Origin of the sequence: Ferrimonas balearica, assembly GCF_019802085.1 — a bacterium.
GTDB lineage: Bacteria > Pseudomonadota > Gammaproteobacteria > Enterobacterales > Shewanellaceae > Ferrimonas > Ferrimonas balearica_B.
In genome coordinates this window covers 1532420-1550339 of record NZ_JAHVHV010000001.1, presented here as the reverse complement: position 1 = coordinate 1550339, position 17920 = coordinate 1532420, and the positions used below count along the sequence as shown (strand labels likewise).

The window sequence follows — 17920 nt, the reverse complement described above, 5'->3', positions numbered from 1 at the left end:
TATGCCGGGAGTGAGCCATACTTGAGGGGATAACCCGATGTCATCCCTTAGGGAAGGAGGCGGTTATGACTCAGACCCGAAAATTGGTGTGGTTCGGTGCACTGCTGGTGGCGCTGCTGGTGGCCTATGCGCTGATCCCCATGCCCCAGCAGGGCGACGTGAACCCCCGCAAACAGGGGGCACTGCGGGCCCAGGTGCATCAACAGAGTGAAGTGCTGGGCACCGGACTGGCCTACTACCGCAGCAGCAACACCCCGGCCCCCACCGGCAGCGCCGCCGCGCCGGTGGACATCAACGTCCTGATTGAGGATTTCCCCACCGCCGCCGGTGCCATCCACCAGCAGGTGCTGGCGGATCAGCAGTACCGGGCGGCGCTGGAGGGCGATCAGGACCAGGCGATGAAGCTGATGGCGGAGAGCTTTTTGACCGGCGAGGGCAGCGGCAGCTACCAGGAGCGCTGGTAAAGCCGGACCAGGGCGAAGCAGAGCAGGGCACTCGCCACCCCGAGGGCGTGGGACTCCACGGCCACCCGGGCGTCGATGAGCGCCGCCACGTCGGCGCTGCCGCCCTGGCTCAGCTCCCATCCCACCTTGGCCAACACCCCCACAAGCAGGGCATACCCGCTGCGCCAGCCGCGGCGGATGTCCGCCAGCGCACCCCAGGTAAAGAGCCCATGGAGCAGGGCGCTGAGCCCCACGTAGCGCACCGTCTCCGGCACCCACCAGTAAAGCCCCAGACCGATCATCGCCATCATGGCGAGGCTGACCAGCGCCATGGGGGCGAAGCGGTAGTGGGGCTGGTGCAGGGCAAAGATCAGCCACAGCCCCCCCAGGTTCATCAAAAGGTGGGCGGTGTTGGAGTGCAGCAGGTGGCCGCTCAGCAGCCGCCACCACTGGCCCTGGTCCAGATGGGGCCGGGACCAGATCAGCGTCTCATAGAGCCCGGGCAGGGCCCACAGGGCCAGCGCCAGGGCCGACAGCAGGGCCGGCCAGGCCCACTGCTGGGGTTTGGGCAGGCCAAAAGCCTTAGTCGAGGCCACACTGCCCACGGACGTCCTCCAGGATGGCGTCGCGGTTGTCCAGGTACTGCGCCAGGCCGCGGGCCCTTAGCTGACAGGCGGGGCAGGTGCCACAGCCGCTGCCGATGACGCCGTTGTAACAGGTCAGGGTGTGATCCCGCACCAGTTCAAGCGCCTGGTAGTGATCCGCCAGTGCCCAGGTCTGGGCCTTATCGAGCCACATCAGCGGGGTGGAGAGGGTCAGGGGGCGGTCCATCCCGAGCACCAGGGCTTTCTCCAGCGCCTGAACGAAGTCGTTGCGGCAGTCCGGGTAGCCGGAGTAGTCGGTTTCGCACACCCCGGTGATCACCGTCTGGGCCCCCACCTGGTAGGCGTAGATCCCCGCCAGGGTGAGAAACAGGATGTTGCGGCCGGGGACGAAGGTGTTGGGCAGGCCATTGTCCATCAGCTCGTTGGCCACGGCGATGTTGTCCCGGGTCAGGGCGCTGATGGCCAGCTCCCCGAGCAGCCCCACATCCATCACCTTGTGGGCGGCTACCCCCAGGCGCTCGGCGAGGGCGCGGGCCACCTCGATCTCCTCGGCGTGGCGCTGGCCGTAGTCGAAGGTGATGGCGTGCACTTCGTCGTACTGGTCCAGGGCCTGCACCAGACAGGTGGTGGAGTCCTGGCCACCGGAAAACACCACCACGGCCACCCGTTTGTCGCTCATAAGGCCTCCAGTTGGCCGTTGGTGGAGAAGGCCTCCAGCTGGGCCAGGTAGGGTTGGATGTCACCAATCTTGTCTGCCACCCAGGCGGGATCGTAGTAGCTGTCCAGGTAACGTTCCCCGGAGTCGCACAGCAGGGTAACGATGGAGCCGGATTCCCCCCGGGCCTGCATCTCATGGGCCAGCTGCAGGGCACCGTAGAGGTTGGTGCCGGTGCTGGCGCCGGTTTTGCGGCCAATCAGCCCTTCGAGCCAGAGCACAGTAGCGATGGAGGCCGCATCGGGAATGCGGCGCATCTCGTCCACCACGCCGGGGATGAAGGAGGGCTCCACCCGGGGGCGACCGATCCCCTCGATGCGGGAGCAGGCCTCGCTGGTGAGGTTGGGATCGCCGCTGTGGAAGTAATCGAAGAACACCGAGTTGTCCGGGTCGACCACGCACAGCCGGGTCTCCACCTTCTGGTAGCGCAGGTAGCGGCCGATGGTGGCGGAGGTGCCGCCGGTGCCCGGGCTCATCACGATGTGGCTGGGCACCGGGAAACGCTCGTGCTGCATCTGGCGGAAGATGGCGTCGGCGATGTTGTTGTTGCCTCGCCAGTCGGTGGCGCGCTCGGCGTAGGTAAACTGGTCCATGTAGTGCCCTCCCAGCTCCTCGGCCAGGCGAGCGGATTCGGTGTAGATCGCCGCGGGATCCACCAGATGGCAGCGACCGCCGTAGAACTCGATCTGATCGATCTTCTTCTGGGCGGTGGAGCGGGGGATCACCGCGATAAAGGGCAGTCCCAGCAGACGGGCAAAGTAGGCCTCGGAGATGGCGGTGGAGCCGGAGGAGGACTCGATGATGGGAGTGCCTTCGTGGATCCAGCCGTTACACAGCCCGTAGAGGAACAGCGAGCGGGCCAACCGGTGCTTGAGGCTGCCGGTGGGGTGGGTGCTCTCATCTTTGAGGTAGATGTCGATGTTCGCCAGTTGCGGCAGATCCAGTTTGATCAGGTGCGTGTCGGCGCTGCGCTGAAAGTCGGCCTCGATCTGGGCCATGGCCCAGTTAACCCAGTTGCGGGACATGAAAATTCCGTATAATGCTGGTTTACGTTTGCCGCATGGTATCGCAATGGACCCTCAGCTGTTAAGCCAGCTTGCCAATGACACCATGCCGTTCGGGAAATACGCCGGACGGCGCTTGATGGAACTGCCCATCGCCTACCTCATCTGGATGCAGGAGCGGGGCTGGCCGGCCCCGCCTTTGGGCCCCAAGCTGGCCCTGGTGCTGGAGATCAAGCACAACGGTTTGGGCTATCTGCTCAAGCCCCTGCGTCGGGACGCCCCAGAGCCGCACTGATATAGCGGTATTGCGTCAGGCCGCCAAGCAGAAAATGGGCCCGGTTTTGCCCATGGCAAGGTCGTCAATGGCGCACATCCTGCTTCGGCCTCAGTTCAATGGGGACGCCGTCCTGGCCCTGAAGTGCGAATGGGGAAGGCCACCGCGCTTGTTACAGCGGCGAAACCCGGAAAAACGGCCGGTGTGGCAATGCGGTGTTTGAATGGCGATAACGAAAAAAGCCGCCCTGGGGGCGGCTTTTTATCGGAAGGTGGTGGAGGGGGTAGGATTCGAACCTACGAAGGCGGAGCCGTCAGATTTACAGTCTGATCCCTTTGGCCACTCGGGAACCCCTCCACGGGGTAACGCAAATTGTAGAAGATGGTGGAGGGGGTAGGATTCGAACCTACGAAGGCGGAGCCGTCAGATTTACAGTCTGATCCCTTTGGCCACTCGGGAACCCCTCCACGGGGTAACGCTTTTTGTGTTGCTGCCGAGGCCAGTTTGGCAGCGCAAATGTGGTGGAGGGGGTAGGATTCGAACCTACGAAGGCGGAGCCGTCAGATTTACAGTCTGATCCCTTTGGCCACTCGGGAACCCCTCCACAAGTGCGGGGCGTATAGTAACAGCCCGAATCCGTCTGTAAACCCCCAAGATCAAAATTCCCCTAAAGTTTTGGACTGTTGGGGCGATAAACAGACTGTAGCGATGATTTTTGGATGTTTTCTATGCGCCCTGAAGGCATATTGGTCAACGAGTGGCAACTGGGCAACGCCCTGAACCAGGCGGTCCATCAGGACCGTCGGGGCGACTTTGGCCTGTTGCTGTCGATGATGGTGCAGGACGTCCGCTACCACGGCAGCTTCGAGCTGCTCAAGGACGAAGACCAGCAACCACTGCCCCTGCGCCGCCGCTTCGACCTGCCCGAGGCCGCCCCCTTAAGTGGCGAATACCGGGACAGCGGTCGGGCCGCCGCCTGCGCTGCCGCCTTCCACCAGGGCGGTTTGCTGCAAAGCCGTCTGCAGCACTGCCTGCAGCCAGAGCCGCTGGACAACCGCGGTGCCCACCCCCATGGCCTGGCGCTGGCCATCGCCAACGCCGAGCCGGTCGCCCGTCCCGAGAAGGACACGGCACTGGCCCGGCGGCGCCTGCGGCCGACGGTGGCGTTGTCGGATCTTATTGCCGAGCAGCGGCTTCAGAGCCAGGCGCTGCAAGCGGTGGCCTGAACCAAAGCCGCCCGACGGTCAACGGGGGAGGCCCCCCAACCCCCACTTCTGTGATCCAGCCGACAGGCTGAGCCCCCTCCCGCCCCTATACTTGGGGGATCTTCCCCTTCGACGTTGAGGTTGTTATGGAGTCCAAGACTCAAGATTTGATCACCGAGTGCTGCGGGTCCTTTATGGACGTGGGCGCGGTCATTGCCGAGGACGATAACGTCTTAGTGCTGCCGATCCAGGCCGAGAGCGAGCCGCAGGCCCGGGCCCGTTTTGCCGAGCTGGAAAGCCAGGCCAAGGGCCGGTTTGAGACCGTGCAAAGCGATGCTCAGTGGCAGGCCGACACCCAGACTCTGATGGCCAAACTGGTGTTTTCCTGCGCGGCCGAGCGGCTGATCTTCGAGATGCAACTGAACTGAACCCGGTTTATGTTAATCAGGCGTTGCACTGGATAGGGGCACAGGCTACTGTGTCCCTTTCTTTTTGCCCCTATCACAGTTGCGATGAAGCAGGGACGCGCCGACGCAATCGAACAGCTGATCCAGCTGCCGGAAAAACAGTCCGGGGATTTTGACCACACGGCCCAGGTGGCCGCCCAACTGGTGTGTGAGCACCTGGGGGTGGAGACCGCCTCGGTATGGCTGCTGTCCGAAGATCAGCGTCAACTGACCCCGGTCTGCCGGCACCAGTCCGAGGGGAGCGGCATCCTTGATGCCCCTCTGCATACCCACACCTTTCCCGACTACTTCGACCACCTGCTTCAACACCGCTTTTTGCGCGCCGATGCCGCGCGCTTGCACCCGGCCACCAAGGCGTTTAACGCCCCCTACCTGGTGCCCAACGGGATCCACGCCATGCTGGATGCCGGGATCCGCATTAACGGTCATCTCGAGGGGGTGATCTGCGTCGAATCGCTGCGCCCCCGAAACTGGAGTGACGAGGACGCCCACTGGGTGGGTCAGCTGGCGGACCAACTGGCCCTGGCTTTGGCCACCCGTCGTCAGAGCCGACAGGCGGGGCAAATTGGTCTGTTCCGCCAGGCGATGGAGCAGGCCAGCCAGCGGATGGCGATCATCGACGAGGCCAGTCTGACGGTCAGCTACGTCAACCAGGCCTATCTGCGCCTGGCCGGCTGTCGGGCCGACGACCTGCTGGGCCAACCGGTGCAGTCCCTGATGCTGTTTCGCCAAAATCCCAAGGTGGCAGAGCGGGCGCTGGAGACGGTGATCGACACCGGCTTTGCCCGGGGTGAGTCCCAGGTGGTGGACCCCCTGGGGCGGATGCGCTGGATCGACTTTCGGGTCAACCGCATGGTCACCGAGGACGGCCGCCCCTACCTGGTGCTCTACTCGGATGATGTTACCGCCGAGCGCGCCTACCAGTCGGAGCTGGAGCAGCTGGCCTGGCGCTGCAGTTTGACCGGGCTGTACAACCGGGCCTATCTGCAGCGGGGGCTGGCGGAGTCCACCCCGGCGGCGCTATTGCTGGTGGATCTCGATGGCTTCAAGGCGTTTAACGATCTGCACGGCCACGACATGGGGGATCGGCTGCTCACCGAGCTGGCCCGCCGCCTGGGCCACTGTGCCGAGCGCCTGGGGGCGACCCTGGTGGCCCGGATCGGTGCCGATGAGTTCGTGGTGCGCTTCGACACCCCTCCGGCCATGGGGCTCGAAGCGGTGGCCAATACCCTGGTGGCGCGCCTGTCTCAGCCGGTGGCCATGGGCACCCGTCAATTTCCCCTTCGCCTCAGTGTCGCGGCGGTCTGCCAGGCCACCCTGGGCCAGGCCCTGGAGGCGATGACCGCCCTGGACCTGGCGATGGCCAAGGCCAAGCAGAGCGGCCGGGTGCAACTGTTTGACGCCACCTTGCGCGAGCGCTTCTGCGAGACGGTGCAGATCGAACAGGACCTACGCCACGCCCTGGCCCGCAAGGAGTTTGAGCTGCACTACCAGCCCCTGGTGGACCTGGACAGCGGCCAGGTGCGGGGGGCCGAAGCGCTGCTGCGCTGGCAGCACCCGCAAAAGGGGCGGATGGCGCCGGCCCGCTTTATCGAGATTGCCGAGTCCTCCGGGGCCATCGAGCCCATCGGCCGCTGGGTGCTGGAGACGGCCCTCTACCAACTCCACCTGTGGCAGCGCCGCTGGCCGGCCCTGGAGATGCACGTCAACGTTTCGGTGAAGCAGTTACTGGGGGGGGAGCTGTACGAGATCTGCTGGGCCCAGCTGAACCGCTATCGCCTGACCCCGGGCACCCTGGTGCTGGAGATCACCGAAACCACCCTGATGGAGGACATCCAGGCGGTATCCCGGTTGTGCACTCAATTGGGGGAGCTGGGGATCGTCCTGGCCATCGACGATTTCGGCACCGGCTACAGCTCGATGCGTTACCTGCAACGGCTGCCGGTGGGCAAGCTGAAGATCGACCGCTCCTTCGTGGCGGATCTGGAACAGTCACGGGAGAGCCGGGAGATCGTGCCGGCCATCATCGCCATGGGCCAGGCACTGGATCTGGTGGTGACGGCGGAGGGGGTGGAGAACCCCTTCCAGCGCGAGTTTCTCAAGCGTCACGGCTGTGACCAGGTTCAGGGCTTCCTCTATAGCGAAGCCCTCTCCCGCCATGAATTTGAAGATCGTTTCCTGCCGGTCAGCGTCGAGCCGCGCTGATTAGGCCCCGCAACAGCGTTTGAACTTTTTGCCACTGCCGCAGGGGCAGGGGGCGTTACGCTGCGGTTTGCTGCGAGCACCGGCCGGGGCAAACTGACCGTCACAGTAAAGCCACTGACCCTCGACCCGAACAAAGCGCGAGCGCTCTTCGAAGGGGCGCAGGGCCTGGCCGTCGCGAAACCAGGCGCGAAAGGCGACCTCCCCCTCATCCCCCTGTGCTTGCGGGGCGTCCAGAATCTCCAGCCGCTGCCACTGAGTTTGACGGCAGGACTCCGCCAGCTCCGCTTCGGTCAGGTCGCCGCGGTGATCCGGGTGGTGAGTCATCAGCAGGTAATGGGCTTCGCCCTTGACGAACGCGCTGTAGCGGGAGCGCATCAGCTGCTCCGGGGTGGCGGCACGGTGTTGCTGTAGGTGCAGGGGTTGGCAGCACAGGGCGTAATCCGCCTGGCTGCCACAGGGACACTGGGTCATGACCGGTTATTTCTGGTGGGTTTCGGCGGCCATTATCTCGGTCGGGCTGGAAAAGTACAGCCCCGGCTCGGCGCCGGCGGCGTAGAACAGTTCCGGCTTGGAGCGGTTGGCCGAGTCGACAAAGATGTGCCACTCGCCGTCCAGGCTCTGTTTGAAGCTCATGATGAACTTGCCGGCAAACTCGCTGGCGGGCTGTTCGCTCTCCTGATTGGGGGTGTAGCGGATCAGGTAATAGCCGGCGTCGGTCACCACCTGGCCCTCGAGCTGGCGCTCGATGACGCGAAAATCGATCTTGATGGTGGCGTCCCGGCTTTTGACCTTTTCAAACCACTTGCCGATCGCCTTGATGATCGCCTCCCGACCGCGGATGAACTCGGTGTCCGCGGAGACGCCCATCAGGCAGGCGTCGACACTGTACAGGGCCATCAATGGCTCGGGGTCCAGTTCAAAGTAGGACTGGACGAAGGTGTCGTAGAGGCTGTTGATCTCCTGGTTGACCTTATCGGTGCTGGCCAGAGCGGGACCTACCGCCAGGCAGCACAGCCAGACCAGAGCATGAATGAAAGACTTCAAAGTGAACCCAAAACTTAACAAACACGACACAATTGTGCGTTCTCGGCGGAATTTGTAAAGGCGCAAAGTTTTACATTTTGTGAGCTCGTGGTCGGTGCGGCTCGTCAGGCGGTATACTGGCGCCATGGATCTTCATTCGAGTGAACGCATTATGAAATCGGAAGACACCAGTCTGTTTGCCGAGGCGATGTCCGACGTGGTGCCGCTTAAAGCCACGGAAGTGGTGGCACAGGGCGGGCCGGCGCCGGTTACCGAAGCCCAGTTGGCCCGCCGGGCGGCGGCCGAGGCCGAGACCGTACCGCAGAAAGACGGTTTGACCCTGGAGGCGGTAGAGCCGGTGGACCCGGACGACGTGATTGGCTGGACCCGAGGCGGGATGCAGCATGGCGTCTACAAGAACTTGAGGCTGGGCAAATACGCCGTGGACGCACGGCTGGACCTGCACGGTCACACCGTGGCTGAAGCCCGTCGGGCGCTGCTGCAGTTTATCCGCGACTGCCTGGAGAACGACATCCGCAGCGCCCTGGTGCTGCACGGCAAGGGGCTCAACTCCAAACCCTTTCGTGGGGTACTCAAAAGCTATGTCGCCGCCTGGTTGCCCAACTGCCCGGAGGTGCTGGCCTACCACAGTGCGCTGAAACAGCACGGCGGCACCGGAGCGGTATACATCCTGTTGCGAAAAAGCCCCAACCTGAAGGCGGAAAACCGCGAGCGACACCAGAAACGTTGACGTTCAGACACAAAAAAAACGCGCTCCGAAGAGCGCGTTTTTTTGTGGTGTGCCTATCAGGGCGTGTAGTAGGTCGGGGAGCCCGGACCCACCGGCAGACCCAGTACGAACACGTAGACCACGAACAGGGTGGTCCAGCCGATGAACAGCACCAGGGAGTAGGGCAGCATGGTGGAGACCAGGGTGCCAATCCCCAGGTTCTTCTTGTAGCGCGCCGCGACCGCCAGGATCAGGCCGAAGTAGCTCATCATCGGGGTGATGATGTTGGTCACGGAGTCACCGATGCGGTAAGCCGCCTGGATGGTTTCCGGCGCGTAGCCCACCAGCATCAGCATGGGCACGAAGATGGGTGCGGTAACGGCCCATTGTGCGGAGGCGGAGCCCACCATCAGGTTGATGAAGGCGCAGACCATGATGAAGCAGATGAACAGCAGCGGACCGCTCAGACCGATGCTGTTGAGCAGGTCGGCGCCGGTGACCGCGGTGATGGCCCCCAGGTTGGTCCAGCTGAAGTAGGCAACGAACTGGGAGGCGAAGAACACCAGCACGATGTACATGCCCATGGTGCTCATGGAATGGGCCATGGCGTCGATGACGTCGCGGTCGTTCTTGATGGTGCCGACGATGCGGCCGTACACCATGCCGGGGATGGCGAAGAACACGAAGATGAAGGCCACGATCCCCTTGAGGAAGGGGGAGCCAGCCACCAGGCCGGTTTCCGGGTGGCGCAGCGGGCCCCACTCGGGCACCACGGTCAGCGCCAGCAGGCCGGAGAGCACCAGCAGGGTCAGACCGGAGGCCTTAAGGCCCTTCTTCTCCTTGGCGGTCAGGCCTTCCATCTTGTCGTGGGACAGGTCTTCTGCGGCTTCGCTCACGTCGTATTTGCCAAGCTTGGGCTCAACAATTTTCTCGGTGACCCACATGGCCAGCCCCGCCACCACGAAGGTGCTGACGATCATGAAGAACCAGTTGGCTTCCGGACCGACGGTGTAGGTGGGGTCAATGATGTTGGCGGCGGTCTGGGTGATGCCGGAGAGCAGCGGGTCTACGGTGCCCAGCAGCAGGTTGGCGCTGTAACCACCGGAGACACCGGCGAAGGCAGCGGCCAAACCGGCCAGGGGGTGGCGTCCCAGAGAGTGGAACACCATGGCCGCCAGCGGGATCAACACCACGTAGCCCAGTTCCGAGGCGGTGTTGGAGACGATGCCCGCAAACACCACGATGAAGGTCACCAGGCGGGGGTGGGCGCCCATCACCAGGCCGCGCAGGGCAGCGGAGATCAGGCCGGCACGTTCGGCGATGCCAACCCCCAGCAGGGCCACCAGCACGGTGCCCAGGGGGGCAAAGCCGGTGAAGTTGGTCACCATGTTGGCCACGATCTTCTGCAGACCTTCGGCACTGAGCAGACTGACCACGGTGATCATGCCGTCAGCGGCGCGGCCCGGCGCGCCCTCAGGACGGGGATCGGTCACCGACAGGCCGAAGTAGCCGGCGATGCCACTGATGAGGACGATGCCAACACAGAAGATGGCGAACAGGGTGATGGGGTGAGGAAGCAGGTTACCCAGCCGCTCTACGACGTCGAGAAAACGGCGAAAGGCGCCACTTTGCTCCATGTCCTGGGCCGTTTTGGGCTGCTGGATGGAGTTTGAACTCATAGTTTCCTTCCTGGTTGCTTGTGCCGGCGCGAACGCCATTTTTCTTTTTTGTAGTGGGCAGGGATTCTAGAGGGGGGGCTCAGCAAAGAACAACCCCAAGGAGGGGAAATTAACCGCAAAACGACATTCGGCCACCAAAAAAGCAACATCGCAGAGCAAAAATGGAAAACAAAGCGCTCTGGGGTGTGAGTTGGATTCGGTTTGGGCGGAAAAATGGGCGCACAAAAAAGGACCGCCGAAGCGGTCCTTTTGGGGGGAGGGGGCGGGATCAGGCCTCGTCGTCCTCCACCAGGGTACCGAACAAGTCGTGGTCGTCGGCAAACTCGATGCTGACCCAGACCATGTCACCGGGGTTGAGATCGTACTCACCGCCGATGATCACCCGACCGTCGATCTCCGGGGCATCGGCGTAGCTGCGGCCGATGGCGCCGTCTTCACCGATCTCATCCACCATCACCAGCATCTCCTGGCCGACCCGGTCCGCCAGCTTCTCCCGGCTGATCTGGGCCTGCAGGGCCATAAAGCGCTGGTAACGGGCCTCTTTGATCTCTTCCGGCACCGGCTCGGCGATGTCGTTGGCCTTGGCGCCCTCCACCGGGCTGTACTTAAAGCAGCCCACCCGATCCAGCCGGGCCTCGGCCAGCCAGTCCAGCAGCAGCTGGAAATCGTCTTCGGTTTCGCCGGGGAAGCCGACGATAAAGGTGGAGCGGATCACCAGATCCGGGCACTGCTCGCGCCAGCTGTGGATCTGCTCCAGGGTACGCTCGGCGTTGCCGGGGCGCTTCATCAGCTTCAGCACCCGGGGGCTGGCGTGCTGGAAGGGGATGTCCAGGTAGGGCAGGATTTTGCCCTCGGCCATCAGTGGCATGAGATCCGCCACGCTGGGGTAGGGGTAGACGTAGTGCAGTCGCACCCAGATCCCAAACTCAGCCAACTGCTGTGCCAGTTGCAGCAGGGCGGTCTTCACCGGCATGCCGTTCCAGAAGCCGGTGCGGTGCTTGACGTCGACCCCGTAGGCGCCGGTGTCTTGGCTGATCACCAGCAGCTCTTTCACCCCGGCGGCCTGCAGGCGCTTGGCCTCATCCAGCACGTTGCCGATGGGACGGCTGTCCAGCTGGCCCCGCATGGAGGGGATGATGCAGAAGGTGCACTTGTGGTTGCAGCCTTCGGAGATCTTCAGGTAGGCGTAGTGACGAGGGGTCAGCTTGACGCCGTGATCCGGGATCAGGCTGGTCATGGGGTCATGCTGGGGTTTGGGCAGGTGAGCGTGCACCTGCTCCAGCACCATCTCGTAGGCGTGGGGCCCGGTGATCCCCAGCACCTTGGGGTGGATCTGCTTAATCTCGTCCTCTTTCGCCCCCAGGCAGCCGGTCACCAGCACCTTGCCGTTCTCCTTGAGCGCCTCACCGATGGTGTCCAGGGACTCCTGCACTGCGGAATCGATAAAACCGCAGGTGTTGACGATCACCAGGTCGGCACCCTCGTAGGTGTTGACGATGTCGTAACCTTCGATGCGAAGCTGGGTCAGGATCCGTTCGGAGTCCACCAGGTTCTTGGGGCAGCCCAGGCTGATAAAGCCGATGCGGGTGCCGTCGCCTTTGGCCCCACTGCCCATCTCGGGCGCCACCTTGGTGGCGTGGGTGGTGCTGGGCTGTTCGGCCACGGCGGCGTGGGCGTTGGGATCGAAAGTGTTGACGGTCATAGGCGTCCGCGAAACTCCTGGCGGGTGATAAAGAGGGCGGGATTATAACTGAAGGCGACTGCAGTTACAGTGCCGGCTGAACAAAAAACCACCAGCCATAGGGCAAGTGGTTGAGGGGTATGGCGTTATGGGGCCCTAGGGCCCCATAACCGGAGGATGTCAGCTGAAACTGGGGATCTGCGACGCCAACTGGCGGCTGAGCTGGCCCTCCAGGGCCACGGAGGTGATCAGCGGTTTGCCGCTGAGATCCCCAAGGGCCGCCACCGGATCCCCCTGGGTGTCGAAAAAGCCCTTGTCCTTGATGTGGAAGCGGCGCATCACCGTGGGCAGCAGCAGGTTCTCTGCCATCCACAACAGTGCCCCGGTCACCGGACCGCCAAGGCTGCCCACCCCGAGGAAACCTAGGCCTATTACCTTCTGCGCCAGGGGCTTGGCTTCCTTGGCCTGGCCAAAGTGGGCGGACAGCGCCCGGGAGTAGGCGGTGGCCTGGGCATCCAGGGTGGCCTTGTCGACCTGGCCGGCCATAAAGCCCTCCATCGCCAGGGTGTAGTCCTGGCGCGCCGTCGAGATGTCACTGAAGGGATCCGCCAGCACCTTCCACAGGGCGGCGGCATCCAGGGGCAGGTTCTTGGGGATGGTCAGAGCGGGCACACTGGTGTGGGAAAGGGTGGGCGCGGCGTCCAGCTGAGTCATGGTGGCGAAGGCCGGGCTGTACTTGGTCTCCACCAGGATGCGGGCGTTTTGCAGGGCATCGTAATCCCCCAGGCACACACCAAAGTTGTAGTGGTAGGCGCTGTTGGCCAGCCCCATCAACTGCAGCAGGGCCCCCGAGTCCTGGTCGCTTTGTTTGACCGCCTCGGTGGCGGCCTGCTCCCAGCGGGTGCGGGTGGCCTCCCGGTCGTGCAGGTTGCGCTCTTGATACCCCTCCACGGTGCGCTGCCAGGTCGACTCGGACACCTCGCTGAGGCCCAGGTCCCCCGGGCTTTGCTCGAAGGTGCGCTGCATCATGAGATCGAAGCCGTGGCTGATGTGCTTCTTGGGCCAGTTGACGAAGTTGCCGTTGGCCTGAAGCCCCGCCTGCCAGGGCCGCAGGGTGTCGCGCAACGTCGGCCATTGTGAGGAGTTGACCAGCGCCTGGAAGGAGGCGACCCCCTGTTGGGCCATTTGCTCGGGCAGGGCAATCAGGTCCTGGTTGCGGGAGAGGATCCGCACGAAGTTGCTCTCAATCAGGGCCCTTAAGGGTGAGAGCTGGGGAAACATCAGCGCCTTGCGGGCGGCGGGGAGATTCAGCAGGTAACCGTCGTTGATCAGCACCCGCTCCCCCAGCAGCACCTTGCGGACCAGCATGCGGTTGAGCTGCTCCAGATCGATCTCGATCTCCCAGGGGTAACGGTGAACCGCATCGTCCGCGGTGCCCAGGTAGGTGTAACTCAATGCCGACATGACCATTCCTTATCAACTTCAGGCGCTTGGCATCTTAACCAAAGCGCCAGGGCGAACCAATGGGCCTGGGGATGTTTTTCGTCAACCTGAGGCAAGGGTCCAACAATGACCGAGACATTCTTATGCAAGATATTGAAAGTTAACTATGTTTAGTGAGCTTTTCCACGACCAGAACCCCTCTGGTTTACCGGGCTTGTGCGGTGCCCCTTCTGAATCAAGGAACGACACCATGAGCGTCAGAGCGTTACTTTCGTTGGGCTTGGCCCTGGCCCTGGTCGGCTGTGGCAGCGCCCCGGCACCTGAGCAGACCCAGACCGTCACTCCCCCACCGCTTATCGAGCGCAGTGTGCTCTTTGGCAACCCGGACCGCTTCCAGGGGCGGATCAGCCCCGATGGTCAACGCATGAGTTTCCGTGCGCCGGTGGAGGGGGTGATGAACCTTTGGGTCGGCCCCCTGGGCGACTTTGATCAGGCAAAGCCCATCACCCAGGATCGGGGGCGCGGGATCCCGGCCCATTTCTGGGCGCTGGATGGCCAAAACGTGCTCTACATCCAGGACCAGAACGGCGATGAAAACTGGCACCTGTACCGGGTGGCCCTGGACAGTGGAGAGGTGCTGGATCTCTCCCCCTATCCTGGCGTACAGGCCCAGATGGTGGCCCAAAGCCGTCGCCACCCGGGCAAAGTGGTGGTGGGGATGAACGACCGGGATCCCCGCTGGCACGATCTCTACCTGGTGGACCTGGACAGCGGGGCGCGTACTCTGCTGGCGGAGAACACCGGCCTGGCCAGCATCCTGGTGGACCACGACCTTAAGGTGCGACTGGCCCTGAGCTCGGCCCAGGATGGCGGGCAGACGGTGCTCCAGTGGCAGGATGAGACCTGGGTGGAGCGATTCACCATACCCACCGAGGACATGCTGACCACCTCGATCCTGGGGTTCGATGCCGATAACGCCGGCGTCTACCTGCTGGACAGCCGGGGCCGGGACACCGCGGCGCTGATGCACTACCGGCTCTCTGATGGCGCGCTGACGGAGCTGGCCAGCGCCGACGGGGTGGACGTCTCCGGGGTGTTGATCGACCCCCAGAGCCACAAACCCTTCGCCTACGCCGAGGAGCGTCATCGCCCGGTCTGGACCGCCATCGAACCGGGCTACGAGACGGACATTCGCAACCTCAACGCTCAGTTGAGCGGCGGTGCCCAGGTGCTCGCCATCACTCAGGATGCCCGTTACTGGACGGTGTACACCGACCAGAGTGACGCCTCCCCCATCTATAAGATGTACGACCGGAGCGCCGGAACCCTGACGGAGCTGTTCGTCACCCAGCCGGCCCTGTCCGGTCTGCCCCTGGCCAAGATGCACGGGGTCACCATCACCGCCCGGGATGGCCTGGAGCTCATCTCTTACCTGACCCTGCCCCGGGAAGCGGACGCCAATGGCGACGGCCAGGCGGACGCTCCGGTGCCCCTGGTGCTGCTGGTCCATGGCGGTCCCTGGGGCCGCGACACCTTCGGGTACGCCCCCACGGTGCAGTGGCTGGCCAACCGGGGCTACGGGGTGCTCCAGGTGAACTTCCGCGCCTCCACCGGTTTTGGTAAGGGGTTCATCAATGCCGGCAATAAGGAGTGGGGCAGGGCGATGCACCAGGACCTGCTGGACGCCAAGGCCTGGGCGGTGGCTCAGGGGATCACCACCGAGGAGCAGGTGGCCATCATGGGCGGCAGTTACGGCGGCTACGCCACCCTGGCGGGGATCACCATGACCCCGGAGGCCTTCAGCTGTGGGGTGGACATCGTCGGGCCCTCCAACCTGCAAACCCTGCTGGACTCCATCCCCCCATACTGGGAAAGCTTTCGCCGGGTCTTTGCCAACGCCATCGGCGATCCCGAGACCGAGGCGGGGCGGACCCTGCTGGCGGAGCGCTCCCCCATCAATTACGTCGACAACATCGCCCGCCCGCTGCTGATCGCCCAGGGGGCCAATGATCCCCGGGTGAAACAGGCGGAGTCGGATCAGATTGTCGAGGCGATGAAGCGCAAGGGGATCCCGGTAACCTATGTACTGTTCCCTGATGAGGGCCATGGCTTTGCCAAGCCGGAGAACAACATCGCCTTCTATGCGGTGGCGGAGGCCTTCCTGGCCGAGTGTGCCGGTGGTCGGGCCCAGCCGGTGGGGCAGGACTTTGCCGGCTCCAGCATCCAGATCCCCCATGGGGGCGAGTACGTCCCGGGGTTGGACCTGGCCGGTGACGGCCGACCGAAGCTGGTGACCGAGCCTTAGCGGTTAGCGAACATAAAAAAGGGGCGCCTCGGCGTCCCTTTTTCTGTGACTGCGGATCACCAGCCGCATTGGCGACCGGCGGCCTGGTTCTGGGTATCCAGCCACTGGTGCAGCGGAGCAAAGTAGTTGAGCAGGGCCTGGCCGCTCATCTGCTCAGAGCCGGTCACCGCCGCCAGGGCCTGGGGCCAGGGTTGGCTCAGCCCCATCTCCAGCATGGTGTTGAGCTTGGCGCCCGCTTCTTCGCTGCCGTACAGGGAGCAGCGGTGGATCGGGCCCTGGTAACCCGCTTCTTCACACAGCGCCTGGTAGAACTGGAACTGCAGGATGTGGGCAAGGAAGTAGCGGGTGTAGGGCACGCTGGCGGGCACGTGGTACTTGGCGCCCGGGTCAAAATCCGCTTCGCTGCGGGCCACCGGCGCCTGGATCCCCTGGTACTGCTGGCGCAGTTCCCACCAGGCGGCGTTGTAGTTGGCCTCGGTGATCTCACCGGAGAACACCTGCCAGCGCCACTGGTCGATCATCAGGCCAAAGGGCAGGAAAGCCACCTTGTCCAGGGCCTGGCGCAGCAGCAGGCCGATGTCACTCTCCGCCGGCGGCACGTCGTCGATAAGGCCGATCTCCTTCAGGTAGTTGGGGGTGATGGAGAGGGAGATGACGTCACCGATCGCTTCGTGGAAGCCGTCGTTGGCGCTGTCCTTAAACAGGAAGGGCTGATCCATGTAGGCCCGCTGGTAGATGTTGTGGCCCAGCTCGTGGTGGATCACCCGAAAGTCCTCACCGTTCTTGCGGATGCACATCTTGATGCGGATGTCCTCCCGGTTGTCCAGGTCCCAGGCGGAGGCGTGGCACACCACGTCCCGATCCTGGGGCTCGACAAACAGCGAGCGGGTCCAGAAGGTGTCCGGCAGCGGGGCAAAGCCCATGGAGGTGAAGAAGGTTTCCGCCTGCTCCACCATCTTGATCTCGTCGTAGCCGTGTTCCGCCAGCAGGGCGGTCAGGTCATAACCGGGACCGGGCAGGTCCGCCGGCGCCACCAGCTCGTAGATCTCGCCCCACTGCTGGGCCCACATGTTGCCCAGCAGATGGGCGGGGATGGGCTGGTCCTGGGGCACCACCTCGGCACCATACTGCTCACCCAGCTCGCCCCGGACGTAGCAGTGCAGGGCTTCGTACAGGGGTTTGACCTCGTCCCACAGCCCGTCCAGCTGCTTGGGGAAGTCGGCGGCGGGCATGTCGTACTTGCTGCGCCACAGCTCGCCCACATTGGCGTAGCCCAGGGCCTGGGCGCCCTGGTTGGCCAGCTGAACCTGCTCGGAGAACAGTGGCCGCATCGGCTTGGCGATCTCGCGCCAGCCCGCCCACACCCGCTCAAGCTCTTCGGGATCCCGGCTGCTGGCCATGATGGAGGAGAGCTGAGGCTGGCTCAGGCAGTTGTCCGGCTCGAGACAGAACCGGCCCTTGCCATAGAGACCACCCAGTTCGGTACCCAGCTCCGCCAGGCGTTGGCTCTTGGCCGGATCGGCCGGGGCGGGCAGGGTCAGGTTGCGTTTGAGGATGTCCAGTTTGCGCTGCTCCTCGGCACTGAGTCCGCTGGCGTCCAGGGTGGCCGCCTGGGAGGCGTAGTGCACCGCTTTCTCGGTGTAGATGCGGCCGGCTTCGCTGGCCAGAGCTGCGGTGTCTTCGGTGATGAAGTTGGCGTAGATCCATTGGGCCCGGCCGGCGGTCTCGCTGATCTGCGCCATGTCCGCTTCCGCTTCGGCGATAAAGGTGCGGGGGTCGGTTTTTTGGTCAGCCTCAGAGGCAGGGGCGTCGGATTGACAGGCGCTCAGCAGCGCCACAGCCAGGGCACTCAGGGCCCATTTTGGCATTGGGGTCATCACAGCATCCTTGTGTTGTAAGAATGTAATAAAAATGCTGCGCCAGTCTAACCAAAGGCAGGGGGAGTGAGAAGGTGGAATTTCAGACAAAAAAAGACCCAGTGGAAAGTGACAGATTGGGCTCCACCGGGTCCAGGGAGAGAGTGTCTGACGAAATCAGATTTACAGTCTCTGTTAGTAGGTTTAGACCAAAGTTCCGCTGGTGATTGTATATTTTCCGAAATTCCGTCGTGAGCCCTCTATGTTGTTGAAAAAAGACTCCAT

16 protein-coding genes and 3 tRNA genes are annotated in these 17920 nt (G+C 63.5%); 7 read left to right on the top strand and 12 right to left on the bottom strand.

Annotated elements, in window-relative coordinates; all coding sequences use genetic code 11:
* Positions 1–65 precede the first annotated feature (65 nt).
* Positions 66–464, top strand: a complete 399-nt coding sequence (locus tag KUV81_RS07215; protein WP_222543153.1) for a hypothetical protein — start codon at positions 66–68, stop codon at positions 462–464.
* On the opposite strand, the gene rrtA is transcribed toward KUV81_RS07215, so the two are convergent.
* Genes rrtA through KUV81_RS07200 form a run of 3 tightly spaced genes read right to left on the bottom strand, consistent with a single transcriptional unit; the run spans position 446 to position 2788 of the window.
* Positions 446–1039, bottom strand: coding sequence for a rhombosortase (rrtA, locus tag KUV81_RS07210; protein ID WP_222543152.1), 594 nt, complete (start codon positions 1037–1039; stop codon positions 446–448). The two genes, KUV81_RS07215 and rrtA, sit on opposite strands and share 19 nt — an antisense overlap.
* Positions 1026–1727, bottom strand: coding sequence for a 7-cyano-7-deazaguanine synthase QueC (gene queC / locus KUV81_RS07205; protein WP_222543151.1), 702 nt, complete (start codon positions 1725–1727; stop codon positions 1026–1028). The genes rrtA and queC overlap by 14 nt, the downstream gene beginning before the upstream one ends.
* Entirely contained in the window at positions 1724–2788 is a 1065-nt protein-coding gene (locus KUV81_RS07200; protein WP_222543150.1) for a PLP-dependent cysteine synthase family protein, read from the bottom strand. The genes queC and KUV81_RS07200 overlap by 4 nt, the downstream gene beginning before the upstream one ends.
* A gap of 46 nt (positions 2789–2834) precedes the next feature.
* Here KUV81_RS07200 and KUV81_RS07195 point away from each other — a divergent pair, with 46 nt between their 5' ends.
* Positions 2835–3062 (top strand): DUF3820 family protein, encoded by a 228-nt coding sequence (locus KUV81_RS07195; protein ID WP_222543149.1) that lies wholly within the window; start codon positions 2835–2837, stop codon positions 3060–3062.
* Positions 3063–3313: 251 nt separating this feature from the next.
* On the opposite strand, the gene KUV81_RS07190 is transcribed toward KUV81_RS07195, so the two are convergent.
* The 3 genes from KUV81_RS07190 to KUV81_RS07180 form a co-directional block, all read right to left on the bottom strand.
* Positions 3314–3398 (bottom strand) — tRNA-Tyr (locus KUV81_RS07190).
* A 25-nt stretch (positions 3399–3423) separates the two neighbouring features.
* Positions 3424–3508 (bottom strand) — tRNA-Tyr (locus KUV81_RS07185).
* Positions 3509–3560: 52 nt separating this feature from the next.
* Positions 3561–3645: transfer RNA gene (locus tag KUV81_RS07180), tRNA-Tyr, on the bottom strand.
* Positions 3646–3769: 124 nt separating this feature from the next.
* Between KUV81_RS07180 and KUV81_RS07175 the strand changes: the two genes are divergently transcribed.
* The 3 genes from KUV81_RS07175 to KUV81_RS07165 all read left to right on the top strand — a co-directional run bounded on the left by KUV81_RS07175 (position 3770) and on the right by KUV81_RS07165 (position 6918).
* Entirely contained in the window at positions 3770–4267 is a 498-nt protein-coding gene (locus KUV81_RS07175) for a VC2046/SO_2500 family protein (protein WP_222543148.1), read from the top strand.
* A 125-nt stretch (positions 4268–4392) separates the two neighbouring features.
* Positions 4393–4674, top strand: a complete 282-nt coding sequence (locus KUV81_RS07170; protein ID WP_222543147.1) for a DUF406 family protein — start codon at positions 4393–4395, stop codon at positions 4672–4674.
* Between the two features lie 84 nt (positions 4675–4758).
* The gene (locus tag KUV81_RS07165; RefSeq protein ID WP_222543146.1) at positions 4759–6918 is read left to right on the top strand and encodes a putative bifunctional diguanylate cyclase/phosphodiesterase; all 2160 of its coding nucleotides are present in this window, start codon (positions 4759–4761) and stop codon (positions 6916–6918) included.
* Here the strand turns inward: KUV81_RS07165 and KUV81_RS07160 are convergent, their stop codons facing one another.
* Positions 6919–7389 (bottom strand): YchJ family protein, encoded by a 471-nt coding sequence (locus tag KUV81_RS07160; protein WP_222543145.1) that lies wholly within the window; start codon positions 7387–7389, stop codon positions 6919–6921.
* Positions 7390–7395: 6 nt separating this feature from the next.
* Complete coding sequence (locus KUV81_RS07155; protein WP_222543144.1) at positions 7396–7962, bottom strand: YybH family protein; 567 nt, start codon at positions 7960–7962, stop codon at positions 7396–7398.
* 151 nt (positions 7963–8113) lie between these two features.
* Here KUV81_RS07155 and smrA point away from each other — a divergent pair, with 151 nt between their 5' ends.
* A complete protein-coding gene (gene smrA, locus KUV81_RS07150) occupies positions 8114–8692 on the top strand; it encodes a DNA endonuclease SmrA (RefSeq protein WP_222543143.1) in 579 nt (192 codons plus the stop codon).
* Positions 8693–8748: 56 nt separating this feature from the next.
* Here the strand turns inward: smrA and KUV81_RS07145 are convergent, their stop codons facing one another.
* The 3 genes from KUV81_RS07145 to KUV81_RS07135 all read right to left on the bottom strand — a co-directional run bounded on the left by KUV81_RS07145 (position 8749) and on the right by KUV81_RS07135 (position 13495).
* Positions 8749–10350, bottom strand: a complete 1602-nt coding sequence (locus KUV81_RS07145) for an AbgT family transporter (RefSeq protein WP_315900048.1) — start codon at positions 10348–10350, stop codon at positions 8749–8751.
* 268 nt (positions 10351–10618) lie between these two features.
* A complete protein-coding gene (rimO, locus tag KUV81_RS07140) occupies positions 10619–12052 on the bottom strand; it encodes a 30S ribosomal protein S12 methylthiotransferase RimO (protein ID WP_222543142.1) in 1434 nt (477 codons plus the stop codon).
* 159 nt (positions 12053–12211) lie between these two features.
* Positions 12212–13495 carry a hypothetical protein gene (locus KUV81_RS07135; protein WP_222543141.1) on the bottom strand — a complete coding sequence of 428 codons (1284 nt, stop codon included), beginning with the start codon at positions 13493–13495 and terminating at the stop codon, positions 12212–12214.
* A 229-nt stretch (positions 13496–13724) separates the two neighbouring features.
* Here KUV81_RS07135 and KUV81_RS07130 point away from each other — a divergent pair, with 229 nt between their 5' ends.
* Positions 13725–15779 (top strand): S9 family peptidase, encoded by a 2055-nt coding sequence (locus KUV81_RS07130; RefSeq protein ID WP_222543140.1) that lies wholly within the window; start codon positions 13725–13727, stop codon positions 15777–15779.
* Positions 15780–15835: 56 nt separating this feature from the next.
* On the opposite strand, the gene KUV81_RS07125 is transcribed toward KUV81_RS07130, so the two are convergent.
* The gene (locus tag KUV81_RS07125) at positions 15836–17656 is read right to left on the bottom strand and encodes a M2 family metallopeptidase (RefSeq protein ID WP_261389213.1); all 1821 of its coding nucleotides are present in this window, start codon (positions 17654–17656) and stop codon (positions 15836–15838) included.
* Positions 17657–17920: the final 264 nt, after the last annotated feature.